Here is a 25,239-nt window from a genome sequence, read left to right as displayed (position 1 = left end):
CACCCATTCTTCAGCGCCGGATGGACCAGCGTGTGGCAGCCACTGCCTCCGCTGTCCGGGATTCCGGACCCGGGCCGGTATCGGCACGTGGATCCTGGCCCTGCGCTCGTGGCTCCTGTCCCTGCGCCGCGCCCTGGCCTGCCAGGATCTGGGCGGCTGCAAGTTCCGCCATTGCCGGCGAGATCTGGAGGCCATAGCCGCCCTGTCCCGCGAGCCAGTAGAAGCCGGGGGCCTCGGCATCGAAACCTGCCACCGGGAGGCCGTCGGCCGCCTCGGTCCGGAGGCCGGTCCAGGCGCTCCGAACGCCGCGGATCCCGAGCGTGGTCACCTGGTTGAGTTTTTCGATCAGGCGTTCGATGTCGCCGGGACGGGGGCGCGCATCCTCAGGGCCGCTGGGGACCGCTTCCGACGGCGAGATCAGCACCCCTGCGCGCTCGCGGCGGAAGTAGAACGAGTTGTCTGCCGCCGCCACCATGGGGCTGCCCTCGGGAAGGGAGTGTTCGACGTCGGCAATCGCCGCTGTGCGCCGGTACGGCTGCAGCCCGAGCTTCTCCACCCCGCTGATCACCGCCAGTTCGTCAGCCCACGCCCCGGCGGCGTTGACCAGGACCGCTGCCTGGAACCCTTCCTGCCCGGCCCCGATCTCCCAGCCCGAGCCCAGCCTCTGGGCCGAATGCACCCGGGCACCGGTGATGATGTCCGCCCCGGCAGCTTCGGCACGCGCCCGGTGGTCCGCTATCAACAGCCGTGCATCGCAGCCGAAGGATCCTTCGTCCAGGCCGGCGGCAGCGAAGGATTCCGGCACCAGGACCGGGCACAGCTCCAGAGCCCGGGCGTGCGTGATGGGCTGCAGGGTGCCGCCGGCCTCCGCCCGGACGGCGTCCTCCGAGCCGATCAGCATAAAGCTGCGCGGCGACAGGACAGGTTCAGGAAGTTCCGCGTCCCGCGCCGCCAGCAGTTCCAAGGACCGGAGGGTCAGCTGCTGGACCACTTCCGGGCCGTGGACGTGAAGCTGGCGGGCTGAGCGGGAGGACGAGTGATACGCCAGATCCTGCTCTGCTTCCACCAGGGCCACGCTGCATGTGCCGGCGAGCGCGGATGCCAGGGAGAGGCCGGCTATGCCGCCGCCGACAATCAGAACGTCATATTGTGCTGCCATGGCTCCATCTAACCATCACCGGTTCACGCGCGGACGGTTTTTAGCCCGCTACAGCGGCACGGCTGGCGACAAAGGCACCCACGCAGGCTTCGACGTCGTCCGCTGAATGTGATGCCGAGAGCTGCACGCGGATCCGGGCGGCGCCGCGCGGAACCACGGGGAAGCTGAAAGCGGTGACAAAAACGCCGTGCTGGAGCATCTGGTCCGCCACTTTGGCGGCCAGCACGGCGTCCCCGAACATCACCGGGACAATGGCGTGTTCGCCGTCCAGGAGATCGAAGCCCTCCTCGGTCATCCGGCGGCGGAACAGGCCCGCGTTTTCGAACAGTTTGGTCCGCAGCTCGCCGGAGTTCTCCACCAGGTCCAGTGCCTTGATGGTGGCGGCCACGATGGCGGGTGCCAGGGAGTTCGAGAACAGGTAAGGACGGGCCTTCTGGCGGAGCATGGCCACCACTTCGCTGCGGCCGGACACGTAGCCGCCGGAGGCGCCGCCCAGCGCCTTGCCGAACGTCCCGGTGTAGATGTCCACCCGGCGCGAAACGCCGGCGTGTTCCGGGGTTCCGGCGCCGGTGGAACCCATAAAGCCGACGGCGTGGGAGTCATCCACCATGACCAGGGCGTCGTACTTGTCGGCGAGGTCGCAGATGGCCTCGAGCGGGGCGAGGTAGCCGTCCATGGAGAAGACGCCGTCGGTGACGATGATCTTGCGCCGGGCAGGCTGGTCCTGCGTGGTGGCCTCGATGAGCCTGGCCTCCAGGTCCGCCATGTCCTGGTTGGCGTAGCGGAACCGCTGGGCCTTGCAGAGCCGGATGCCGTCGATGATGCTGGCGTGGTTGAGGGCGTCGGAGATGACCGCGTCCTCGGGTCCGAAGAGCGACTCGAACACGCCGCCGTTGGCGTCAAAGCAGCTGGAGAACAGGATGGTGTCCTCGGTGCCCAGGAACTTCGATACCCGGGCCTCGAGCTCCAGGTGCAGGTCCTGGGTGCCGCAGATGAAACGCACGCTGGCCATGCCGAAGCCGCGGGTGTCCATGGCTTCTTTGGCTGCGGCGATGATGTCCGGGTGGTCGGCAAGGCCCAGGTAGTTGTTGGCACAGAAATTCAGAACGGCTGTGCCCGGCTTGCCGATCTGGCCCGCGGTGACGTGGCTGGACTGGGGTGAATCGATGTGGCGCTCTGTCTTGAAGAGCCCGGCGGTGCGGATCTCGTCCAGCTCGGTCTGCAGCTGGTCCTTGATGGCGGTGTACATGGTGCTCCTTAGAGTTCGGTCCAGTCGAGGACAACTTTTCCGCCGACGCCGGCGCGGGCAATGTCGAAGCCTTTTTCCCACTCGCGGGCCGGCAGCCTGTCCGTCACGACGGCCGAGATGCCGGCGTGGAGCACCGGGTTCGAGGAGAGCATGGCGCTCATGGCGTACCAGGTCTCGTACATTTCGCGGCCGTAGATGCCCTTGAGGGTCAGCATGTGCGTGACCACTTTGCCCCAGTCAATGGTGATGTCCTGGCTGGGCAGGCCGAGCATGGCAATGCGTCCGCCGTGGTTCATGTTGTCGATCATCTCAGGCAGTGCGGTGGGGTGGCCGGACATTTCCATCCCGATGTCGAAGCCCTCCCGCATGCCGAGCTCGCGCTGGGCGTCGCGGACGCGGGTTGTGGAGACGTCGATGGCGAGGTCCACGCCCAACTGCCGGGCCAGGTCCAGCCGCGGCCGGGAGACGTCGGTGATGGCGATCTTGCGGGCTCCGGCGTGGCGGGCGACGGCGATGGCCATGAGTCCGATGGGGCCGGCTCCGGTGATGAGGACGTCCTCGCCCACCAGGGGGAAGCTGAGGGCCGTGTGCACGGCGTTGCCGAATGGATCAAAGATGGCGCCCAGTTCCGGGGTGATGGACGGATCGTGGTGGACCCAGACGTTGGTCTCCGGGATGACCACGTATTCGGCGAAGGCCCCGTCCCGCTGGACGCCCACGCTGACAGTGTGGATGCACATCTGCCGCCGGCCGGCCCGGCAGTTGCGGCAGATCCCGCAGACCACGTGGCCTTCCCCGGACACCCGGTCCCCTACCTTGACGTCCCGGACGTCCGCGCCCGTCTCCACTACTTCGCCGTAGAACTCGTGGCCGGCAATCAGCGGCGCTTCGATCATCCCCTGTGCCCAGGAGTCCCAGGACTGGATGTGCAGGTCCGTGCCGCAGATGCCGGTGGTCATGACCCGGATCTTGACGTCATCGGGGCCGGCTTCGGGCTCGGGGCGGTCAACCAGCTCGAACCCTGCGTGGGCGCCGGACTTGTAGAGGGCCTTCATTGGCTTCCTGACTGTTGGCGGGGGCCCTGCGTTCGGTGGTCCAGGGCGGAAATCTACCTTCATTAGAGCCATTCCAAAGCATTAGCACAAGCAGTATTTTCTCAATCGACGATGAAGGTTTTGCTAATGCGTAGACTGGACGGATGGAAATTCATCAGCTCGAAATCCTCCGCGAGCTCGGCGCCCTCGGCAGCGTGAAGGCAGTGGCTGAGACCCTGATGGTGACGCCCTCTGCGGTGTCCCAGCAGCTCGCCTTGCTGCAGCGCAACGTGGAGGTGCCGCTGACCCGGAAGGAGGGGCGGAACCTGGTGCTCACCGAGGCAGGCCAGGTGCTCGCCGATGCCGGCGCCGCCGTCGTCAGCGCCATGGCAGATGCCAGGACCGCGATCGGCGCCTATCACGGCTCACCGGTTGCGCCCGTGACGGTCAGCGGCTTCCACAGCGCAGGCCAGGCATTGTTTGCGCCGCTCGCACGGCGGCTGGACGCGCCGGGACAGCCGAGAATCCAGCTCTCGGACGAGGACGTGGCGCAGCAGGACTTCCCGGCGCTGACCGCACGTTATGACCTGGTCCTCGCGCACCGGATGGACCACAGCCCGCGGTGGCCGGAGGAACGGGTGGCGGTGATCCCGCTGGCCCACGAACCGCTGGACGTGGCCCTCCCGGCGGACCATCGCCTGGCCGGCCAGGGCACGGTGACCGCGGCCGACGTCGTCGGGGAACCCTGGGTGACCAGCCACACCGGGTACTCCCCCGCCGATGTGCTGTCCGCCGTCGCGGCCGTCTCCAGCAAAGAACTGAACATCGTCCACCGGATCAACGACTACTCCACCGTGGCGGCGCTGGTGGCGGCGGGCGGCGTGGTGGGGCTGCTGCCGCGGCATACCGCGCGGCCGGTGCTCAATCCGGGCATTGTCCTGCGGCCGCTTGAAGGGATCAGCACCCGGCGGCGGATTGACATCCTTGCCCGCCCGGAGAACCTGAAGCGCCGGGCGGTGATGATTGTGTGCGAGGCGCTGCAGGCGATCATGACCGGTCTGGTGGAAGACAGCTGACCCGGCTGCTTACTTTTCGAGCCCTCGCCCGTGGCCTTTGGCTGACTCCTTGCCGTGCCCCTGGCCCAGGCCAAGCCCCTTGCCCAGCCCCATGCCTTTGCCAGGGCCGGTCCCGGAGCCTTCCACGATCCCTTCAGCCGTGACCGTGTCGCCGCTCTTTACCCCGGAGACCCGGACCGATACACCGGTGGCGATTTCCCCGATGGCAACTTCTGCGGGCCTGAGCCGTTTGCCGTCGGCGTCCTTTGCGGGCGAGCCGTCAGCCGCGGCTGCCGGGAACTTGATAATCCTGGTCTCGGCGTTGACCGTGTAGGCCTGGGTGAAACCGTCCTCGCTCTTCACAGTCACGGAGGTTTCGCTGACGGATTCCACCGTGCCCTGCTGGGTCAGCTGCGTTTCGAAGGTGCCGTCCGCCTTCTTCACCACGCTTTCACTGTGCAGGTGCTGGGGGCGCTGTGACTTCGCCGGCTTCTCCTTGCCCGGCGCTTTGTCCGACTTCCCCGGGGCAGGCTGCGACGGCGACGGCGTCGGAGTAGGCGTGTCAGAGGCGGACCAGGCTATGGCTGAGCCCGCGCCGGTCAGCGCCAGCGCCACAGCTCCGGCCAACAATGCCTTGCGCAGCCTCGACGGCTCCCGAACTGACATGGCCAGACCTCCCCGAGCACAGGCAGGGCACGGGCGCCCCGGATCTTCAGTGTAGGACGGGGATCCACCTCTGCACACGAGTAGTTTGCGCGCACGGAAAAGTGAGTACTTAACGCCAAACTGGGTAGCGCTAACTGTCGTTATGAGGGTTCAAAACGACAGTTAGCGCTACCCAGTTGGGTTAAAACGGGTGGCTTAGCCTTCCACCCCGAGCTTCTTGAGGATCAGCTCGCGCACGCGGGCGGCGTCGGCCTGGCCGCGGGTGGCCTTCATGACTCCGCCGACGATCGCACCGATGGCCTGCAGCTTGCCGCCGCGGATCTTGTCCGCGACGCCGGGCTGCGCGGCCAGGGCGGCATCGATGGCTTCCAGCAGGGGACCGTCGTCGGACACCACGGCCAGGCCGCGCTTCTCGACGATTTCCGCAGGAGTACCTTCGCCGGCGAGCACGCCGTCCAGGACTTCAGTGGCCATCTTGTTGTTGATTTTGCCGTCTTCCACCAGCTTGTTCAGCTCGACGATGGTGGCGGGCTTCACGCCCAGCTGGCCGGGATCGACGTCGGCGTTCTTGGCGCGGCCGACGATCTCGCCCATCCACCACTTGCGGGCCACGGTCGCCGAGGCGCCGGCGGCGATGGTTTCCTCGATCTCGTCCATAACACCGGCGTTCACGACGTCGCGGAATTCCAGGTCCGAGTAGCCCCAGTCCGCATGCAGGCGCTTGCGGCGGGCTGCCGGCGGCTCGGGCAGGGTGGCGCGGAGCTCCTCAACCCACTCACGGGACGCAACGATCGGAACCAGGTCCGGCTCCGGGAAGTACCGGTAGTCGTCGGCGTCGGACTTTGCCCGGCCCGACGTCGTCGTGCGGGTGTCCTCGTGCCAGTGGCGCGTTTCCTGGATGACCGGCTCACCGGAGTCCAGCACGGCAGCGTGCCGCTGGATCTCGTAGCGGACGGCGTGTTCGACGGCGCGCAGCGAGTTGACGTTCTTGGTTTCCGAGCGGATGCCGAAGCGTTCGCGGCCGTGCGGACGGAGCGAGACGTTCGCGTCGCAGCGCACGTTGCCGCGTTCCATCTTCGCGTCGGACACGCCGAGGTTCTTCACGATCTCCCGGACGGCGGCGACGTACGCCTTCGCCAGTTCCGGGGCGCGGCTGCCGGCGCCCTGAATCGGTTTGGTGACGATTTCCACCAGCGGCACGCCGGCGCGGTTGTAGTCCACCAGCGAGAAGTCCGCGCCCTGGATGCGGCCGGTTGCCCCGCCCATGTGGGTCAGCTTGCCCGCGTCCTCTTCCATGTGGGCGCGCTCGATTTCCACACGGAAAATGGTGCCGTCCGAGAGCTCGATGTCCAGGTAGCCGTCATACGCGATGGGGTCTTCGTACTGTGACGTCTGGAAGTTCTTCGGGGTGTCCGGGTAGAAGTACTGCTTCCGGGCGAACGTGCAGGACTCGGCGATCTTGCAGTTCAGGGCAAGGCCGATTTTGATGGAGGACTCGATCGCTGTCTTGTTCACCACCGGCAGGACGCCGGGCATGCCCAGGTCCACTTCGTTCACGTTGGTGTTCGGCTCGTCGCCGAAGACGTTGGGTGCAGAGGAGAACATCTTGGTCTTGGTGTTGAGTTCCACGTGGACTTCGAAGCCCAGGACAGGATCGTACTTCTCCATGGCCTCTTCGAAGCTCAGGATTGTGTCGGTGCTCATTATTTTGCCTCCTGGGTTTCGATAACCGGTGAGCCAGCCAGTTCCGGTGCCTGGGCCAGCAGCGGGCCGCCCCATTTCGCCTCCAGCAGTGATTCCAAAACAGCACCCACCCGGTAGAGGCGGGCGTCCTCGCGGGCCGGTGCCAGGAGCTGGATGCCGACGGGCAGGCCATCCTCGTCCGCCAGGCCGCCCGGAAGGGTCAGGCCCGGGACACCGGCGAGGTTGGCGGGGATGGTGGCGATGTCGTTCAGGTACATGGCCAGCGGGTCGTTGAGCTTCTCCCCCAGCTTGAAGGCCGTGGTGGGGGCGGTGGGCGAGATCAGGACGTCGGCCACCGTAAACGCGGCGTCGAAGTCGCGCTGCACCAGCGTACGGACCTTCTGGGCCGAGCCGTAGTAGGCGTCGTAGTAGCCCGCGCTCAGGGCGTAGGTGCCCAGGATGATGCGGCGCTTTACTTCGTCGCCGAAACCGGCGGCACGCGTGGCTCCCATCACGCGTTCGATGGTCATGGGCCCGTCCTCGGGAAGGACGCGCAGGCCGTAGCGGACGCCGTCGAACTTGGCCAGGTTGGAGGAGGCCTCCGACGGCATGATCAGGTAGTAGGCGCCGAGGGCGTACTGGAAGTTGGGGCAGGACACCTCAACGATTTCCGCACCTGCCTCACGGAGCAGGTCCAGCGAGTCGTTGAAACGGTTCTCGACGCCGGCCTGGAAACCCTCGCCGTGCAGTTCCTTGATGATGCCGATCCGCAGCCCCTCCACGTTGCCCACACGGGCAGCCGCCACCAGGTCCTCCAAGGGATCCGGCAGTGAGGTGGAATCGAACGGATCGTGCCCGCCGATGACCTGGTGCAGGAGTGCCGAGTCCAGTACGGTGCGGGAGACCGGGCCGATCTGGTCCAGGGAGGAGGCCATGGCGATGGCGCCGTAGCGCGAGACGCTGCCATAGGTGGGCTTGACGCCAACGGTACCCGTGACGGCGCCGGGCTGGCGGATGGACCCCCCGGTGTCGGTGCCGAGGGCCAGCGGAGCTTCGAAAGCGGCGACGGCGGCTGCCGAACCGCCGCCGGAACCGCCGGGGATCCGGTCCAGGTCCCAGGGGTTGCGGGTGGGGCCGTACGCGGAGTGTTCCGTGGAGGACCCCATGGCGAACTCGTCCAGGTTGGTTTTGCCCAGGATGGGCATCTTGGCGGCACGGAGGCGCTTGACCACCGTGGCGTCGTACGGGCTGTGCCAGCCCTCCAGGATCTTGGAGCCGGCCGTGGTGGGCTGGCCGATGGTGACGATGAGGTCCTTGACCGCGATCGGCACTCCGGCGAGTTCGTGCAGCTCCCCGGCTGCGGCGCCGCCGGCGGCGCGGATGGCGTCCACTTCGGCGGCGACCGCGAGGGCCTCTTCCGAGTTGATGTGCAGGAAGGCGTTCACGCCGCGTTCGCCGCCGTCGACCGCTGCGATCCGGTCAAGGAAAGCCTGCGTGACCTCGACGGAGGTGACCTCCCCGGCACGGAGCTTCACGGCCAGCTCGGCAGCCGAGAGGCGGATGAGTTCGTTGTTGTCTGTCATGGTTATGCCTCATCCAGGATTGCCGGGACCTTGAAACGGTTCTCATCGGAATCAGGAGCCCCGGAGAGTGCCTGCTCCGCGGTGAAAGTGTGGCCCACAACATCCTCGCGGAACACGTTGGTCAGCGGGATCGGGTGGGAGGTTGCCGGGACGTCATCACCGGCGGCTTCACTCACGGACTTCACTGAATCCACGATGACGGCGAGTTCGCCGGCCATCCTGTCCAGCTCTTCAGCACTCATCTCGATGTGAGCGAGCTGCGCGAGGTGCGCAACATCGTCACGGTTGATCGCAGCCATGGATCTCCCCTGCAAGTTCGGATTGTTTTCCGAACCAGTCTAGTGGGGAAACGTCAGTGCCCGTCTGACGACCCCCAGCGGGCGTCAGACGGGCACCTCGGTGCCGTGGGCCCGGTCAGGGACCGGGCACAGGCAGCATAAGACTAACCGATACCGATGGCTCCGGTCAGCATTCCCACTGCCAACATGACGAGGGAAACCACGGCGGCGCGCCACAGGACCTTTTTGTGGTGGTCGCCGAGGTCGACCTTGGCCAGCGACACCAGGAGCAGGATGGCCGGAACCAGGGGGCTCTGCATGTGGAACGGCTGTCCTGTGATGGAGGCGCGGGCCATTTCGGCACTGCTGATGCCGTAGTGCGCTGCCGTCTCGCTCAGGACCGGAAGCACACCGAAGTAGAACGCATCGTTGCTCATAAAGAACGTCATGGGGATGCTGAGCACACCGGTGATGACGGCCATGAGCGGGCCCATGCTGGACGGGATGATCTGCACCAGCCACGCGGACATGGCCTCAACCATGCCGGTGCCGGTCAGGACGCCGGTAAGGACTGCGGCGGCCATGACCATGCTGACCACTGCGACGATGGACGGCGCGTGGGCAACAATCTGGGCAGCCTGGTCCTTGACGTGCGGGAAATTCACCAGCAGGGCGATCGCGGAGCCCACCATAAAGACGTACGGCAGGGGCACGAGGTCAGCGATGAGCATGCCCATGACAGCCACAGTCAGGCCCAGGTTGAACCACTGCAGCTTCGGGCGGAGGGTTTTGCGGTTGGGGTCCAGGGCAGTGCCGGCCATCGCGGCGCTGTCATCCACGTGCTCTTCGGGGCGTTCCAGCAGCGCGACGCCAGCCACGGGAGCTGCGCCTCCGACGGCGGGGCCTCCCGTTGCCGGAACAGGTGCGGAACCGCTGCGGCCTGAACCACCGCGGGAGGTGCGGCTGCCGCCTGCGGTGGTGCCGCCGTCGAACGCGTCAGAGGTGAAGGGTTCTGCGGAGGACGGCACGCCCCAGATTTCCGGTTCGGTGGCGCGGAGGCGGTTACGCTCCTGCAGGCCGAGGACCCAGGCGAAGACCAGGACAATGGCGAGGCCGGCGATGAGTGAGGGGATCATGGGGACGAAGACGTCGTTGACGTCGATCTTCAGGGCGCTGGCGGCGCGGGCCGTGGGGCCGCCCCAGGGCACGATGTTCATGGTGCCGTTGGCCAGGCCGGCCACACAGGTGAGGACAACGGGGCTCATCTTCAGCCGAAGGTAGATCGGCAGCATGGCGGCGGTGGTGAGGATGAAGGTGGTGGAACCGTCACCATCGAGGGAGACGGCGGCCGCCAGAAGGGCAGTGCCCAGGACTACCTTGGCGGGGTCATTGCCGAGCTTGCGCAGGATGAACCGGACCAGCGGATCGAACAGCCCGACGTCGATCATCAGGCCGAAGTAGATAATGGCGAACATCAGCAGGGCGGCGGTTGAGGTCATGGACTTCATCGAGTCCATCACCATGTCGCCAATGCCCAGCCCGGCGCCCGCGAAAAGTCCAAAAACTGTGGGGACGATGATCAGCGCCAGCACTGGCGTCAACTTCTTCGTCATGATCAGCACCATGAATACCGCGATCATTGCGAATCCAAGTAATACCAGCACGGCCGGCTCCTTCTTTGTGAACAGCGGCACAGCGGTGTGACGCGTGCTACAGACTGTAGAGTGGCCGCCGTCACGGCCGTGCCTTTGGCTCAATTGATTGGCATACTGCTTATTCGGAGCATTTTGCGCATTGTGCTCACACCGTCGGGTTTGTGAGCCGTGCCGTTCTGAACTACCTGATGAAACCGGACCACCAAGGGAGGAGGACCATGCACCGTCCCGCTCGCACGCTGCCGCTGCGGTTCTCCACCCAGACGCTCTTGCTGCAGCTTGGAGTGGTCCTGCTGGTGGTGCTGCTGAGCACTGCTGTCCACGCCTGGCTGACATACGACAGGGTGGGCCGGGAAGCCGAAAACCAGGCACTGACCCTCGCCCGTGCTGTCGCTGCCGACGCCTCCATCCAGGCCGACGTCCTGGCCATCAGTGAACGGGAAGGCACTCCCCCGCCGTCCGAGCTCCGCACCGGACCCCTCATGGCTGCCGCCGAAGCAACGCGGCTCCGGACGGGGGCTCTTTTTGTGGTGATCACCGACGAAACCGGCCTTCGCCTGGCCCACCCCGATCCTGCGCGGCTTGGGGAAAAAGTCAGCACCGACCCGTCTGAGGCGCTCGCGGGGCAGGAAATCACCACACGGAACACCGGCACGCTCGGTCCGTCGGCCGGCGCCAAGGTGCCGGTTTACGGGCCCGGTACTGACACCGTGGTGGGTGAAGTCAGTGTGGGCTACTCCATGGAAACCGTCGGCCAGAGCCTGGAGCGTGACATCGGGCCGGTCGCCCTGACCGCTGCCGGGGCCCTGCTCGCGGGCGTCCTGGCCTCATTCCTGCTGCGGCGGCGGCTGCAGCGCCTCACGCTGGGCCTGGAGCCGGAGGAAATCAGCACCCTGGTGCACGACCAGGTGGCCGTCCTCCAGGGTGTGGACGACGGCGTCATCGGCGTCAGTGCCGACGGCAGGATCAGCGTGTTCAACGCAGCCGCGCGCCGGCTTTTGGACCTGCCGGACCTCGCCGGGACCCCCTGGGCCTCTGCTCCGGTCCCCGGCCAGCTGAAGGCCCTCACCAGGGCGGACGCCGCGGAGGCCGACGCGATTGAGCTCGTGGCGGGCGGGCGCGTTGTGGTGGCCAGCGCCCGCAAGGCACTGCACCGCCGGGAGGACCTGGGCTGGGTGGTGATGCTCCGGGACCGCACCGAGCTGCAGCAGCTGACCAGGCAGCTCGACGCTGTGGGCACCATGTCCACGGCTCTTCGGGCCCAGCGCCACGAGTTTGCCAACCAGCTGCACACGATCGCCGGCCTGATGAGCATCGGGCAGCACCAGCAGGCCCGCGACTACCTGGCCGGCCTGGCTGCCACGGGCCCGTTGAAATTTCCGGTGGACCAGGCAGAGCTCCTCCAGGATCCCTACCTTCAGGCGTTTGTGGGGGCCAAAGGGGTGGAGGCCGATGAACGCGGTGTCACGCTGCGGATCGGGCCGGAAACCCTGATCCGCGGGCAGGTCACGGAGCCGCAGGATGTGACCACTGTGCTGGGCAACCTGATCGACAACGCCGTGAATGCCGCCGTTGCCGGCTCCTCCGCGGACCGGTGGGTGGAGCTGGAGGTGCTGGACGAACCGCACGACGACGGCGGGACACTTCATATCGTCGTCGCAGACTCAGGCGACGGGCTGGCTCCCGGGACGGATGCGGAGGCTGTCTTCGCCGAGGGGTATACGACGGCGGCGCAGTCGGACGGGTTGGATGGTGCTGGTTTGGACGGTGCTGGTTTGGATGGTGCTGGTTTGGATGGTGCTGGTTTGAACGGTGCTGGTTTGAAAGGTGCTGCTCTGGACAGGGGTACCCGGCGGAGTGGCGGCCAAGGCCTGGGCCTGGCGCTAGCCCGCCAACTGGCCAGGCGCCGTGGCGGGGAGATCAAAGTTCTGGAAACGGGCACGCAAGGTGGACCCGGTGCCGTGTTTATGGCTTCCCTGCCTCGCACCACGGCCTCAACCGGTGCCCGAAACACCACAGCTGAAAAGGAGAACAATGCCTGAGGATTTCAGGGTGCTGATCGTGGACGACGACTTCCACGTGGCCAAGCTTCACGCAGCCTATGTGGATTCGGTAGCGGGATTCCTGGCGCTGGCGCCGGTGGGTACGGCCTCGCTGGCCCTGCAGACGATCCACAGCCTGCGCCCCGACCTGGTGCTGTTGGACGTCTACCTTCCGGACGCGTCGGGGCTGGACCTGCTGCAGCAGCTGGACGTGGACACCATCATCCTCAGTGCAGCGTCCGACGCAGAGTCGCTTCGCAAAGCCTTCCGTCGCGGGGCTTTGGGGTACTTGCTGAAGCCGTTCACGTCCGAGTCGCTTTCGCAGCAGCTGCGTTCCTATGCCCGCTACCGGAGGCTGTTGGCCCAGCCCGGTGTCTTGGACCAAGGCGCAGTGGAGCGGGCCAAGCGGGCGCTGATTCCCGGGGACGTGACGCCGTCGGCCAAGCCGAGGTCCGCCACAGAGGCTGCGGTGTTGGAATCCCTGGTCGCGGGCGAGCAGTACTCGGCGGCGGAGGTGGCCACCAGGGTGGGGGTCTCCCGGGCCACGGCACAGCGGTACCTGTCCTCGCTGGCTGACGACGGCGCCGTCGACATTCAACTCCGGTACGGAACCACCGGGCGCCCCGAACACCGTTACGGTCTGCCCACCCAGTAGCCAGTCAGGTGGGCACCAACGTGTCATCCTTCAGGCTGCCCCCGGCGGTCATGATATCTGGCCAGTGTGGTGGTTCCTGGTCGGGTTGTTCGCTGTTGTAGTGGCGGCCGGTGGGTGAGATCCAGCCGGGCGGCTCATCCTTGGTGGCTTCGGTGGGTTGCCAGGGTCTGGCGTGTTTGAGCCGGTGATGTTTTGGGCAGAGCTGGGCCAGGTTTGAAATCCCGGTGGTCCCCGCCGTTGGCCCAGGCGTTCAGGTGGTCGGCTTCGTTGTCCAGGGATGGGTTGGAGCAGCCGGGGAACTGGCATTTGCCGTCCCGGAGCCGGAGCCATTGACGCAGTGCCTTGGGGATCCGGTAGCTTTCCCGCCCGATCTCCAACGGTGCCCCGTCCCGGGGATCGGTCAGGACCCGGCGGAACGACTCGGCACCATTAGCGACGAGAGCGCGGGCCATGGAGGGCGGGATCGGTCCGTATCCGTCGAGGATGGCGGGTTCACCGGTCAGGCCCATCAGCGCGAACACCGGAACCGTGACGAGGACCTGGGCTGTCGGCGACGGGATCATCCCGGAAGCACCATTCAGAGTGCCGTCCCGAGTGCTGTTCAGGCCGCTTGCCCCACCGGTGGTCCCGCCCGTGTGATGGTCGGCGCCGAGGAGTAAGCCGGCGAGGATGTCCGTGCGTAGCTGGGTGAGGGTCCGGCCTTCGGTAGGGCACTGGAGGGCGCGGGCGTCTGCGGTGGCCCGGTTCCAGATCCCGGAAGCCTGATCGGCGGGCAGGTAAGCCGAGAGCCAGGCCATCCCGTCCCGGTCCGGACAGAATTCGACCCGACGGTCCGCGGCAGACCGGGTGTGGCGTGTTTCGATACTTTCCGGGTGATTCCGCTCCCGCCAGGTCCGGGCTTTGGCCCGGAACCGGCCCGGGACCATCCCACCGGCCGCGCCGCGGGCCGGGTTCGGCGCCTCGGGGTCCAGGAAATGCGCCTCCAGGGCATGGGCGGCGGCGGGCTCGAGGTTGGTGGTTTCGTCGACCATGATCCGGGCATGCTGCCACGACAACGTCCCGGCCTGAAGGGCCGCCAACGTCAGCGGCAGTGCGGTGGTGAGGCGGTGGGCTTCGCCCAGCAGCCCGCCGGCCGTACGTTCACTGACCATCAGGGCGCAGCCGACCTCGGCCACCGTGCCCATTTCCTGGGCGGCCTGCTCCTGCGGGGACATGATGGGCCCCGCGATCACTTGGGCGGCCTCGTCATACCCGCCGGCGGCATAGACCTTCACCCCAGCAACCATCGCCTCCAACCCCGCCGCCCCGGACAGGACCGTCAGACACGCCTCAGCCTGCCAACGCAACGAGTCCCAAGCCGGATCTACGGCCGAGGTACCGGCTGCTGACGAGCCAATGGCTGACGGAACCGTGGCTAACGGAAACGTCGTTGAGGACGAGCGGCCCGCCGGGCCCGATGGGATGTCATGAGCCATGCCATCGGCCAGACGGGCACGCGGATCTGCCGTCGTCCCGCGGAGCACACCGGCCAGCTGCAAAGCAGAAGCCGCGATGGCCTCCAAAATCTCCGCAGCCGCTGCGCTATCCATACCTCCAGCATCACAGAGCGGTACGGCAACAGCGCGGAGGCATTACCCCTATGTGGATAACCCGCTTTAGGCGGCGCTCTTCTGGGCTACAAGCTCGATCTCCACAAGCATCTTCGGGTCCAGGAACGGTAGGACGTGCACTAAGGAGAGTGTGGGGCGGATCCCGCCGAAGACCTCGCCGTGGGCACGGCCGGCCTCTTCCCATTTGCTGATGTCCGTCAGGTACAGCTTGGACTGCACCACGTCCTCGAAGCTGAACCCGGGCGTCGGCCAGGACGGTTCCCAGCTTCTGGAGGATGAACCGCGTCTGGGTGTAGAAGTCCTCGCCCACGATGCCGTCTTCACCGCTCGCCGCGGTGGCCGAAATGTAGAGGGTGTTGTCCACCTGGACGGCCCGGGAGTAGCCGAGGGTCTGTTCCCAGACGGAGCCAGTGCCGAATGTTTTGCGCATGGAGGGCCTTTCAGTGCGGAAAATGAGTCGGCACCACTTTAGGGTGACTACACGTCGAGCCGATAAACCAGCAGCTTTATGTCGGTGCCCGGGATCAGCCAGTCCCGCTCCGGGGCGCGCCGGAAGCCCGTTTTCCGGTACAGGCCATGGGCGCTCTCCCACGTCCGGCCGGTGGTCAGTGCGACTCCCCTGATCCCGTCGAGGGACCTGGCGTGCTCGATGATGGCCTCCACCATCGCCTGGCCTGCCCCGCTGCGCTGCACGGCGGGGTCCACCACGAGCATCCGGAACTCCAGCTCGTCGTCAAGCGCGATGTCGGCGTAAGGTTCCCCGGCCAGCGCCAGCGTCACGGAGCCCACCACGTGCCCCGCTCGCTCGGCCACCCAAATCGTGGCCTTGGCCGCCCGCGCGGCCACCTCCTGGATCTGCTGCATGTAGGGATGGTCTGCGTTGTCGAAGTGACCCGCTGCGAGGTAGGAATCGACAGTTATCCTGGCGATGGCGGAAAAGTCTGCCTCAACGGCCGGTCGGATGGTTATTTGCGATTGCACTTGTCAATGTTAGTGCCGCATCAGGGTCAGAGCGGAAACTTGCCCGCGAGCTCCAGTGTCCCGGCACAGGTCCATGCCGCCAACCGGTCCGCATCGGTGGGACCGCCGTCGAGGGGGCTGTCCAGCCGCGGACGACGAACCCAGCAGCCCGCTTCCTCCGCGATGAGTGCCCCGGCCGAGTAGTCGTGTTCGTTGAGCCCTCGTTCGCCAAAAGCGTCGTGCGTTCCGTCAGCCACCAGGCACAGGTCCAGCGCTGCTGAACCCAGCCGCCTGACGTCCGCAAACCCGTCCATGAGCTCCCCCAGCAGCGCGGCCTGTTCGATGCGCACCGCGGGATCGTAGCTGAAGCCCGTGGCCAGGATCTGGCCGGTGCGTCCCGCCACCGGACCCTGGAGCCGCGTCAGCCGTCCGCCCTCTTCCAGCCACGCGCCCTGGCCGCGGGCGGCGTAGTAGACGCGGCCCAGCGCGGGTGCGTTCACGACGCCGGCCAGCCAGGCGCCGTCGGAATCCGCCACTGCCACGGAGGTGGCGTAGTAGACAATGTTCCGGATGAAGTTGGTGGTCCCATCCAGCGGGTCGATTGACCAGCGGTAGCCACTGGGATCGTCGGGCCGCGTGGTCCCGTGTTCCTCGCCGGTAATGGTGTCCTGCGGCCGGGCGGCGGTGATGGCTTCCCGCACCGCATTTTCGGCGGCGACGTCAAAGGCTGTGACCCAGTCACCGGCGTCGCCCTTGTTGCTGACGTCCAGGGCCTCGCCATTGCGTTCTGCCAGTACTGCTGCGCCGGCAGCTGCCGCCTGGCGGGCCACCGCAAGCAACTCCGCTATAAGGTTCGGTTGGTTCATTCTGTTACCTCTTCTGATTCGGCAGCTGCCTGGGATTCAAGGGCGTTTTCGGATTCATCATCGGAGGCGCCGGCAGCGTCCGACGCCGCCGCCGGGCCGTTTGCCAGCAGCTCGCGGAAGCCGTCTTCGTCCAGCACAGGAATGCCCAGCTGCTCGGCTTTGTCGAGTTTGGTGCCTGCATTCTCGCCGGCCACCACATAGCTGGTGTTTTTGGAGACTGAGCCCGCCGCCTTGCCTCCCCGGATGAGGATGGCTTCCTTCGCCTCGTCGCGGCTGAAGTCAGGAAGGGAACCGGTAACCACGATGGTCAGCCCTTCCAAAGTCCGTGGCGTGGACTCATCACGTTCATCCTTCATCCGGACGCCGGCCGCAGCCCAGCGGTCGATGATTTCCAGGTGCCAGTCCTCGGCGAACCACTCCTTGAGCGCCGCAGCGATGGTGGGTCCGACGCCATCCACATGGGCGAGGTCTTCCTCCGAAGCATTCCGGATGCCCTCCATGCTGCCAAAAGCCGTGGCCAGGGCCCGCGATGCCCGGGGACCCACGTGCCGGATCGACAATGCCACGAGGACCCGCCACAGTGGCTGGGTTTTGGCTTTTTCAAGCTCCTTGAACAGTTTCTCCGTGGTGGCGGTGGGTTTCGACGGGGACTTGGCCGTGCCCTTGCTGTAGAAGTACGGGACCAACTCAAACTCGCCCGTGGCAACGCCCTTGGAGCGCTTCTCGCGCCGGATCCGGACATCGGCCAGGTCTTCAGGCTTAAGGTCAAACAATGCCGCCTCGGACACGAGCGGCGGAACCTCAGGCTCGGCAGGCTGGGTCAGCGCGATGGCCGCTTCCCAGCCGAGCGCCTCGATGTCGAACCCGCCGCGGCCGGCCAGGTGGAAGACCCGTTCCCGGAGCTGGGCCGGGCAGGACCTGGCGTTGGGGCAGCGGATATCCACGTCGCCTTCCTTGCCGGGGGCAAGGGGCGTTCCGCACGAGGGGCATTCGGTGGGCATCACGAAGTCCCTGACCGGCGGTTGCTGCTGGTCGCGGAGGGCCAGCACGGGGCCGACAATCTCCGGGATCACATCGCCGGCCTTGCGCAGCACAACAATGTCGCCGATCTTCACGCCCTTGGCCTTCACAACGTCCTGGTTGTGCAGCGTGGCCATCGCCACCGTGGATCCGGCGACTTTTACGGGCTCCATCACCCCGAACGGGGTCACGCGTCCGGTGCGGCCCACGTTGACGTCGATGTCCAGCAGTTTGGTGTGGACTTCTTCGGGCGGGTACTTGTACGCCACAGCCCACCGGGGCACACGTGTGGTGTAACCGAGGGCGCGCTGGGTGGCGAGGTCATCGACCTTCACCACAATGCCATCGATCTCGTGCATCAGGCTGTGCCGTTTGTCGCCGTAGCGCTTGATGAAGGCCAGCACCTCGTCCAGGCTCCCGAGGACCTCGAAATACGGGCTGACGGGCAGTCCCCACTTCTCCAGTAAGGCATACGTCTCGGACTGGCTGACCGTCTCCAGGCCGTCACGCGCGCCGATGCCGTGGACAAACATCCGCAGGGGTCGCTTGGCCGTCTCCGCGGGGTCTTTTTGCCGGAGGGAACCGGCTGCTGCGTTCCTCGGGTTGGCCAGTGGTGCCTTGCCGGCCTCGATCAGCGCTTCATTGAACTCTGCAAAGGCCTTGGACGGGATGAAGACCTCGCCCCGGACTTCCATCTCCGGCGGGAAGCCGCTGCCGGTGAGTTCCTGCGGAATTTCCTTGATGGTCAGCACGTTGTGCGTGATGTCTTCGCCGGTGGTTCCGTCACCGCGGGTTGCCGCCCGAACGAGTTTCCCGTCGCGGTAGAGCAGGTTGACGGCGAGGCCGTCGATCTTGAGTTCAGTCAGCCAGGCGGGCCTGCCGTTGTCCCCGAGTTTGGCGATGCCGGCCTCGGCTTTGGTAATCCAGGCTTCGAGCTCCTCCAGGGAGAAGACATCCTCGAGGCTGTACATCCGCTGCAGATGTTCGACGGCGGCGAACGCGGCTGAGACTTCGCCGCCCACTTCCTGCGTGGGCGAGTCATTCGCAACGAGTTCCGGGTGCAGCGCTTCAATCTCCTCCAGGCGCCGGAACAGTGCGTCAAACTCGGCGTCGGATACCAGGGGTTCGTCCTCCTGGTAGTACGCGAAACGGTATTTCCTGACGAGGTCCACGAGGTTCTCATACTCTTCGCGGACAGACCCGGAAGGGACGGCGTCCGGTTCTGTCAGGGTCTCAGTACTGGCGGCTGTTGCCTCTGCGGGGCCCGGTGCTGTGCTCACAGACCTATCTTGCCTTACGGCCCGGACATTGGGCGTAAACGCTGTCTCGCCGGTCCGTCCCGGCCGGCCGTCCACAATTGCAACGGGCACACGAAGGGCCCGGACACTTTGCTGTGTCCGGGCCCTCGGTTCATGCTGTGGTTAGCGTGAAGCCTGGTCCTGCTCGTTGGCGTTCTTGGTTGCCTTGGTGCCGGCATCCTTCAGCGCCTGGATGACCTGGTTCAGTGCACTGGTGTGCGTGCCGGACCATTCGCTGCGGAAGTGCTTCGCGTCCGGGCCTTCCCAGGTGGTGCTGTCCAGCAGGCGGGACAGGTTGGTCCGCTGCTGCTCGATCTCCGAAGCACCGGCCTGCAGCTTCGTGCCAAGAGTCCTGAGCTGCTCTACATCTGCGCCCCAAATAGCCATCAGTTTCTCCTCATGTGTTCGTTGGATCCGATCCGGATCGGCATCCCCAGCGGCCCCCGGCTCATCCGGAAGATCCATTACCTAGAACCTATCCCGGCCCCAAAACACTGTCGATGGGCACCGCTGCCCATGCACCACTCCCCATAAGCGGGCACCCCCAGGCACTCAGTGGGAGGAGAAGCGGTTCCTGCCCAACCAGGCAAACGCCAGGCCGGCTGTACCCACCAGCAGCACGCCCCCCATGATGGCCAGCAGCTTCGGACCGCCGAACAGCCCGGAGCCATCGTTCCGGGACACGGCGGCGGCTTGGGTTGGCCTTGCCGACTTCGTGACGGGTTTGTCCCAGTTGGATTCAGCGGACGGGCCCGCGGAAGTCGCCGTAGGTGACACCGGGCTGGCGGTGGCCTCCGGCGTCGGCGTCTCCTCATCGGCAGCAACCGCAGGGTCCGTGGTGACGACGGGAGCGGGGGCAGGTGCTACCGGAACGGCAGGAACCGTCGGAGCGGGCGCCGGCACGGCAGGTGGCGGGGCGGGAGTTTCCGACGACGGCTCGGTGGGCTTCCCCGTGCCGGGTGTGTCCGGCGGTGGCTTCTGGTCCCCGGGCAGGAGCTCGCAGACGATTCCGATTCCGCAGGACGGTCCAGGATCGCCGTCGTCCGCACTGGCGGGAACGGCCGCCGACAGTCCCACGGTGAGCGCCAGGAAAGCGAGGACCGCCGCGGCGGAGGCGTCGCGGAGCACGGAAGAGGATCGGATCATGGTTACCTTTGGGAAAGGCGCGCGGCACCCTTCCGCGGCGAACGAGTGTTTCCCGTAGTCTCCTACAACGCACTGCGGGCCCGCAAATCACTGGATTTGCGGGCCCGCAGCAACCACCCGGCGTCAGTCCCTGTTTTCCGGCGGCAAAGCGATCTGCAGTTTGCGGGCCTTGCCGCGTCCCACAATGTACCCGCGGCCCGGGATGAACTCCGGGCTGACCCGGCCCAGCGGCGTGCTGAGCAGGCTGTCTCCTTCGATGTCCCCCGGGTTCATCAGGAGCCCGCGGCGGCCCGATTTGAAGGGCTGGGAGAGTGACCAGGCGGAGGACCACGTGGATGTTTCGGACTCGCCAACAACCCACTGGTCAGCCTTGATGGAGGCGGTGACAAGCTGTGACACGCCGGATTCCGCCACGGTATCCGTGAACTCGGTCAGGCCCTCGATGAAGATGGCCACCTTGCCCGGGTTGCCGCTGGAGTGCTCCACCAGGTCTTCCACCACCTCGGAGAGGTCGTCCGCGCCTACTACCGAGCGGTTCCAGAGCGGCAGGGACGCCACCGCGGACCGGCGCGAGCCGATGTAGATGAGCTCCGTGTCCGGATTGGAACGGCGCAGCGCGTAGGCGAGGCTGACCAGCGCCACGGTGCGCCCGGCACCCGGAGGCCCTGCCAGCAGGAGCGGGCCCTGGGCCATGATCTCGGCAGGCTGCAGGGTTTCGTCGTCCACGCCGATGACCGGGAGGTCCGGGCCGCCGGCGGGCAGCAGGTCCAGGTCCACCTGTTCCGGGAGCCGCTGGATCTTGGGCGCCTGGTCCAGTCCCTGCCGCAGCATGGCCTGGCTCAGCTTGTGCACCTCACGGGCCTGCAGGGCCAGGTTGGAGTTCCCGCCCAGGACGGCCAGTTGTACTTCAAGGCCGTCCAGCAGGCCGCGTCCGGGCGGTGAAGTAGCACTGAGGACATCCTTGGGGACGTCCATGGACATGTAGTCGTCTTCGGAGGAAAGCCGCAGCACCAGGCGCCGCTGGATGGAGGCAAGCAGGGAGGCCGGCACCGAGTTGGGCCGGTCGCCGGTGATGACCAGGTGGATGCCCAGGGGCCGGCCGTCCGTGGCCAGCTGCAGGAAGATATCCCAGAGCACGGACAAGCGGCTGTATTCATACGTCTCGCGGAAGGCAGACATGCCGTCGAGCAGGACAAAGATGCGCTTCTCATCGGGACGGTTCGCCAGGGTGCGGTACTCAACGATGGTGGAGGCCCGGACGTCGGCGAAGCGGGCGGACCGTTCGTCGGCAATGTCGCGGAGCAGGCGCAGGAGCCGGCCAACACGTTCCACGTCGTCGCCGTCGATGATCTCGCCGACGTGCGGAAGCTCGTCGAGCATCTTCAGCCCGGAGGATCCGCAGTCAATCCCGTAGATGTGCACCGGACCCCCGCGCGGCGTGACAGCGGCAGCAATCGCGATCCCGCGCAGGGCCGCGGACTTGCCGGAGCCGCCGGTGCCGAAGATAGCCATGTTGCCGTCTTTGTCCGGTTCATAGAACACGGTGGGCTGTTCCTGGCGGGTGGGATCGTCCGCGACGCCCAGCAGCAGCCGCTCGTCGGTCCGCGGGTTGGGCAGCTTGGAGAAGTCGTACGTAGTGGCGAGCTCGTCCAGCCAGGGCTTCCGCGGCGGACTGATGGCCAGTGATTCGGCTGCCCGGACGATGTTGGTGGTCATTCTGGCAATGTCGTTGGGACCGGCAGGTGCTTCCCTGACCGGCTTTTCGGGAGCGGGTGCTTCCCAGCTTGGCCCGGATCCGAACGCCATTTCCACGATGTCGATCTGCGGGCGCTGGGGCTTTTCCGTGGTCCAGCCGCCGGCGTAGCCGGTCTGGAAACCCTGGATGCGGCCAGGGCCGGTCTTGGCCGCACCGCGGCCCGGAATGGACGGATCGAAATACGCGGCGTCCGGGACGCCCAGGATGTCGGTGGCGTCGTCTTCATCGGCCATGCGGAGCGCCACCCGGAGGTTGGTGTTGGCGCGCAGGCTGTCCTTGATGACGCCTGCCGGACGCTGGGTGGCCAGGATCAGGTGCAGGCCAAGGGACCGGCCGCGGGCGGCGACGTCCACCACCCCGTCCACGAATTCGGGCACTTCGGTGGCCAGCGCAGCGAACTCGTCAACAATGATGATCAGGTACGGCGGGGCTTCGGGGTCGGCTTCGCGCTGGAGTGCCAGGAGGTCCTTGGCCTTCTTCCGGTTCAGCAGGTGCTCCCGGTAGTGCAGTTCCGCCCGGAGGGACGTCAGCGCGCGGCGGACCAGGTGCTGGGAAAGGTCGGTGACCAGGCCAACGGTGTGGGGAAGGTTGAGGCAGTCAGCGAACGCGGCGCCGCCCTTGTAGTCCACAAACAGGAAGCTGACCCTGTCCGGGCTGTAGGCCGCGGCCATTCCCATGACCCAGGACTGCAGGAACTCGGATTTGCCGGCGCCGGTGGTACCGCCCACCAGCGCGTGCGGACCCTCGTTCTTCAGGTCAAGGTACAGAGGCTCGATGCCCTTCGAACCCACCAGCGCCCGGAGGGTTCCGTTGTCCTTGCGGTTCGGCACTGCGGAGGCATGGACGGAATTGTTCTCTTCCCAGCGCTCCGCGACGGCCTTCGGATTGTCCAGGAAGTCCTTGCCAATCAGGGTGGCGTAGGAAACCGCGCGCGGCAGGTCCGAATCATCCGTGACCGGCTTGCCCACGTCCACCACCGGGGTGAGCATCCTGGCCAGCTGGGCGGCCAGGTCGGCGTCGAGGCTTTCGCAGCTGACGGGATAGGTGTGCCGGCCCAAACGGACCTGACCCGTGGTGGTGCCGTTTTCGCCGTCCACCACCATGAAGTCGCGGCAGGCGGCCGGGAGGGCCTGGATATCGGTGGCAACCCACATGACATGGACCCCGGAGTCCGGCCCGCGTTCGGCGAGCCGGGTCAGCCTGCCGCGGTCCACCGGGGCGTCGTCCTCCACAATGACCAGGACGGCCGGCAGCACCGGAGCGGGCACCTCGTGCTTGGCCGGGTCGATGGAGCCCCTGTGCTGCGGCGCGGCACGCTTGGCCGCAGCCTCCCGGGCATCGAGCAGGTCTTCAAGCCGGGCCAGGAGGGTGGAGCCACTGGCAGAACCCGCGGCGAGGTGGTCGCCCGCGAGGGGGCTGTGGCCCGAGCCGACGTGGGGCAGCCACTGCAGCCACTCCCAGCGTTGCCTGGACTGCGCCGAGGTGATGGCTGTGACCACCGCTTCCGCCGGCGAGTGGAGCCCGACGAACTGCAGCACCATGCCGCGGGCAACGTCATCCACGAGGCCACGTGCTCCGGCCACACCGAAAGCGCCCGACGTCCGCAGCTGCGAAACCACAGGCACACCCTCGATGTCCCGGAACTGCTTGAGGCAGTCCTGGATCTCGCGCATGTATTCAGCTTCGGTCTCGTTGTTGTTGGGTTCCTCGAACATGATGCGGGACGGACTGGTGCCGAGCCCGAACCGCAGGCCCAGGAAGCCGAGGTGCTCGGGGCGGTGGGTCCACAGCAGCGGGCCGAGCTTATAGATGGAATCCACGGTGTCGCTGACGGACGGCGCTTCCTGCAGGCGGACTGCACGTTCCACATGCTGGAGTTCGGTGATGTCCTCCCGGAAGGCGGCCATGGACTCCCGCAACCGTTTAAGCTGTTCCTTCTGCTGGCGCCGGGACTGCATTTTGTGGTCCACATAGTGGCCCACGATGAACAGCGGCATCATCATCATAAAGATGACGGAGAGCATGTTCCGGGTGACCGCGAACATGATGGCGCCCATCAGGAGCGGCGCCATCAGCATGATGTACGGGAATGCCTGGTGGTCCGGCCGCTTGGGCCCGGCAGGGGGCACGCGCTTGGGCGCATCAAAGCGGGGAACAACCCGCGGGGAGCGGTTGAAATCGACAAGGGGCGACGTCGGTGCTGCCGCATGGTTATGTCCCAGCGGCACCACCGTCACGGTGGTCTCCCCCAGGGTAACGGTGTCCGAGGAGTTCAGGGTGGCCCGGGTGACGGGCAGGCCGTCCATCAGGAGGCCGTTGGCCGAGTTGGTGTCGACGATCTCCACACTCTCGCCCACCGTGATGCGGGCGTGGCGTTTGGAGGTCAGGGGGTCCGACAGCCGGATGTCCACGTCCCGGTCCCGGCCGATGTAGCTGGTGCCGGAGGGCAGCGAAAATTCCTGTCCGACGTCGGGCCCTGACAGAATGCGCAGGGTGGCGGCAGCGGGACCGCGGTTGGCGCCGGGGGCATTGAAGTGTTCGCTGACCTCGGCCAGCGAAACCACGGACCCCGGACGCAGCCCGGACTCCAGCAGGTTGTCCGTGCGGGTCAGGACATTGCCGCGGATTCCGCCGCCCACAAATGCCTCATCGATGCGCAAGGAAAGGTTCTCCGGAGCCGGCGAGCCCTTCCTGTCAGGATCGGCCACCCACAGCTGGGTGGCGATGTCCGCCACGGTGGCAAGGCCGTCAACCGTTACGGCCAGGTCCTTGGTTTCCGCCGGATCCCGGCGGAGTGTCAGCCGGATCCTCATCCTTCGTCCACGCCCCTCATCTTTTCCAAAAGGTACAAATCCTCGGCGGTAACCAGGTGGGTGGTTACGGCGTGTTCGACGAGCCGGGCACGGCGGTTGGTGGCCAGTTTTCCGCCGCCGCCGCGCAGCCCCACCACGCCGACGCGGTCGAGTTTGTCGCAGACGTTGTCCAGCTTCCGGTTGAAACGGGTCAGGGCCCAGCCCAGGGTCTTGGCGGCGGCGGCCGACGACGGGATGGCGCTGAAGCCGGTCCCCTCGCGCCGCAGCATGGGCTCGGCGAGGGCCACGATGAGCGCCTTCTGTGAGTCGGTGAAAACGACGGGGCCGATGGTGGTGTCGCCGTTGCTGTCGTCCTCGCGTGACTGCTGGCGGAAGGACGGCGTTTTGAGGTGCACGGCGAATTCGTAGGTGGTGGGCCCGGCGGTGAAGATGATGTTGGTGTGGCTGAACACGAGCGGAATGCGGGCCCCGGGTGAGAGCCAGGCCTGCATGCCGCCGGAGCCGTCGGCAACGGTGGCCGAGAGCATCCTGCCCACGTTGCTGAGCCACCAGATGCCGTCGTAGCGGGCCACCTGCAGGAACTGACGGTGCAGGTACGGGTTGTCGTCAACCTCGAGATCGCCTTCGCGGCCGATGTTGAAGATCTCCTCATCGGACGGTTCGTACCATTCACCACAGAAATCTATTGCTAGATCCCCCATTTTCCGTGCC

The 25,239-nt window shown here is 66.5% G+C and carries 18 protein-coding genes and 2 pseudogenes; 3 read left to right on the top strand and 17 right to left on the bottom strand.

All coding sequences use genetic code 11. The features are described 5' to 3' along the window. Positions 1–10: 10 nt before the first annotated feature. Genes IDT60_RS06205 through tdh form a run of 3 tightly spaced genes read right to left on the bottom strand, consistent with a single transcriptional unit; the run spans position 11 to position 3,463 of the window. Positions 11–1,159: an FAD-binding oxidoreductase gene (locus IDT60_RS06205; protein WP_191081287.1), complete on the bottom strand. Its 1,149-nt coding sequence runs from the start codon at positions 1,157–1,159 to the stop codon at positions 11–13. A 40-nt stretch (positions 1,160–1,199) separates the two neighbouring features. Continuing rightward, entirely contained in the window at positions 1,200–2,408 is a 1,209-nt protein-coding gene (locus IDT60_RS06200) for a glycine C-acetyltransferase (protein WP_191081286.1), read from the bottom strand. Between the two features lie 8 nt (positions 2,409–2,416). Beyond that, complete coding sequence (tdh, locus tag IDT60_RS06195) at positions 2,417–3,463, bottom strand: L-threonine 3-dehydrogenase (RefSeq protein ID WP_191081285.1); 1,047 nt, start codon at positions 3,461–3,463, stop codon at positions 2,417–2,419. Between the two features lie 143 nt (positions 3,464–3,606). Between tdh and IDT60_RS06190 the strand changes: the two genes are divergently transcribed. Continuing rightward, the gene (locus IDT60_RS06190) at positions 3,607–4,518 is read left to right on the top strand and encodes a LysR family transcriptional regulator (protein ID WP_164201293.1); all 912 of its coding nucleotides are present in this window, start codon (positions 3,607–3,609) and stop codon (positions 4,516–4,518) included. 9 nt (positions 4,519–4,527) lie between these two features. Here the strand turns inward: IDT60_RS06190 and IDT60_RS06185 are convergent, their stop codons facing one another. From IDT60_RS06185 to IDT60_RS06165, 5 genes are all read right to left on the bottom strand, one after another. Next, positions 4,528–5,163, bottom strand: a complete 636-nt coding sequence (locus IDT60_RS06185) for a hypothetical protein (RefSeq protein WP_191081284.1) — start codon at positions 5,161–5,163, stop codon at positions 4,528–4,530. Positions 5,164–5,358: 195 nt separating this feature from the next. Beyond that, entirely contained in the window at positions 5,359–6,867 is a 1,509-nt protein-coding gene (gene gatB / locus IDT60_RS06180) for an Asp-tRNA(Asn)/Glu-tRNA(Gln) amidotransferase subunit GatB (protein WP_191081283.1), read from the bottom strand. Beyond that, positions 6,867–8,429 (bottom strand): Asp-tRNA(Asn)/Glu-tRNA(Gln) amidotransferase subunit GatA, encoded by a 1,563-nt coding sequence (gatA, locus tag IDT60_RS06175; RefSeq protein ID WP_191081282.1) that lies wholly within the window; start codon positions 8,427–8,429, stop codon positions 6,867–6,869. The genes gatB and gatA overlap by 1 nt, the downstream gene beginning before the upstream one ends. A 2-nt stretch (positions 8,430–8,431) precedes the next feature. After that, positions 8,432–8,728 carry an Asp-tRNA(Asn)/Glu-tRNA(Gln) amidotransferase subunit GatC gene (gene gatC / locus IDT60_RS06170; protein ID WP_056348187.1) on the bottom strand — a complete coding sequence of 99 codons (297 nt, stop codon included), beginning with the start codon at positions 8,726–8,728 and terminating at the stop codon, positions 8,432–8,434. Positions 8,729–8,871: 143 nt separating this feature from the next. After that, the gene (locus IDT60_RS06165) at positions 8,872–10,371 is read right to left on the bottom strand and encodes a CitMHS family transporter (RefSeq protein ID WP_191081281.1); all 1,500 of its coding nucleotides are present in this window, start codon (positions 10,369–10,371) and stop codon (positions 8,872–8,874) included. Positions 10,372–10,580: 209 nt separating this feature from the next. Between IDT60_RS06165 and IDT60_RS06160 the strand changes: the two genes are divergently transcribed. Next, entirely contained in the window at positions 10,581–12,404 is a 1,824-nt protein-coding gene (locus IDT60_RS06160; protein ID WP_191081280.1) for an ATP-binding protein, read from the top strand. Next, positions 12,397–13,059 (top strand): response regulator, encoded by a 663-nt coding sequence (locus IDT60_RS06155; protein ID WP_191081279.1) that lies wholly within the window; start codon positions 12,397–12,399, stop codon positions 13,057–13,059. The genes IDT60_RS06160 and IDT60_RS06155 overlap by 8 nt, the downstream gene beginning before the upstream one ends. 55 nt (positions 13,060–13,114) lie before the next feature. On the opposite strand, the pseudogene IDT60_RS06150 reads toward IDT60_RS06155, so the two are convergent. From IDT60_RS06150 to IDT60_RS06110, 9 genes and pseudogenes are all read right to left on the bottom strand, one after another. Further along, positions 13,115–14,648 (bottom strand): annotated as a pseudogene (locus tag IDT60_RS06150) (DUF222 domain-containing protein); the annotation flags it as partial. Positions 14,649–14,714: 66 nt separating this feature from the next. Further along, a pseudogene (locus IDT60_RS06145) lies at positions 14,715–15,099 on the bottom strand (RidA family protein). Positions 15,100–15,146: 47 nt separating this feature from the next. Next, on the bottom strand, positions 15,147–15,650 hold the full coding sequence (locus IDT60_RS06140) for a GNAT family N-acetyltransferase (protein ID WP_191081278.1): 504 nt from the start codon (positions 15,648–15,650) through the stop codon (positions 15,147–15,149). 26 nt (positions 15,651–15,676) lie between these two features. Then, positions 15,677–16,495 (bottom strand): inositol monophosphatase family protein, encoded by an 819-nt coding sequence (locus IDT60_RS06135; protein ID WP_164201309.1) that lies wholly within the window; start codon positions 16,493–16,495, stop codon positions 15,677–15,679. Then, a complete protein-coding gene (ligA, locus tag IDT60_RS06130) occupies positions 16,492–18,744 on the bottom strand; it encodes an NAD-dependent DNA ligase LigA (protein WP_223883955.1) in 2,253 nt (750 codons plus the stop codon). The genes IDT60_RS06135 and ligA overlap by 4 nt, the downstream gene beginning before the upstream one ends. A gap of 192 nt (positions 18,745–18,936) precedes the next feature. After that, positions 18,937–19,200: a WXG100 family type VII secretion target gene (locus tag IDT60_RS06125; protein ID WP_164201313.1), complete on the bottom strand. Its 264-nt coding sequence runs from the start codon at positions 19,198–19,200 to the stop codon at positions 18,937–18,939. 165 nt (positions 19,201–19,365) lie between these two features. Next, positions 19,366–19,959, bottom strand: coding sequence for a hypothetical protein (locus tag IDT60_RS06120; RefSeq protein ID WP_191081276.1), 594 nt, complete (start codon positions 19,957–19,959; stop codon positions 19,366–19,368). A 123-nt stretch (positions 19,960–20,082) separates the two neighbouring features. Next, positions 20,083–24,528 carry an FtsK/SpoIIIE domain-containing protein gene (locus IDT60_RS06115; RefSeq protein WP_191081275.1) on the bottom strand — a complete coding sequence of 1,482 codons (4,446 nt, stop codon included), beginning with the start codon at positions 24,526–24,528 and terminating at the stop codon, positions 20,083–20,085. Beyond that, on the bottom strand, positions 24,525–25,229 hold the full coding sequence (locus tag IDT60_RS06110; protein ID WP_164201316.1) for a hypothetical protein: 705 nt from the start codon (positions 25,227–25,229) through the stop codon (positions 24,525–24,527). Before IDT60_RS06110 ends, IDT60_RS06115 begins: the two co-directional genes overlap by 4 nt. Between the last annotated feature and the right edge of the window lie 10 nt (positions 25,230–25,239).

Origin of the sequence: Pseudarthrobacter sp. BIM B-2242 (assembly GCF_014764445.1) — a bacterium.
GTDB classification, from domain to species: Bacteria; Actinomycetota; Actinomycetes; order Actinomycetales; family Micrococcaceae; genus Arthrobacter; species Arthrobacter luteus_A.
Note: the sequence above shows the minus strand (reverse complement) of the source record. Positions and strands in the feature narration are given on the sequence as shown.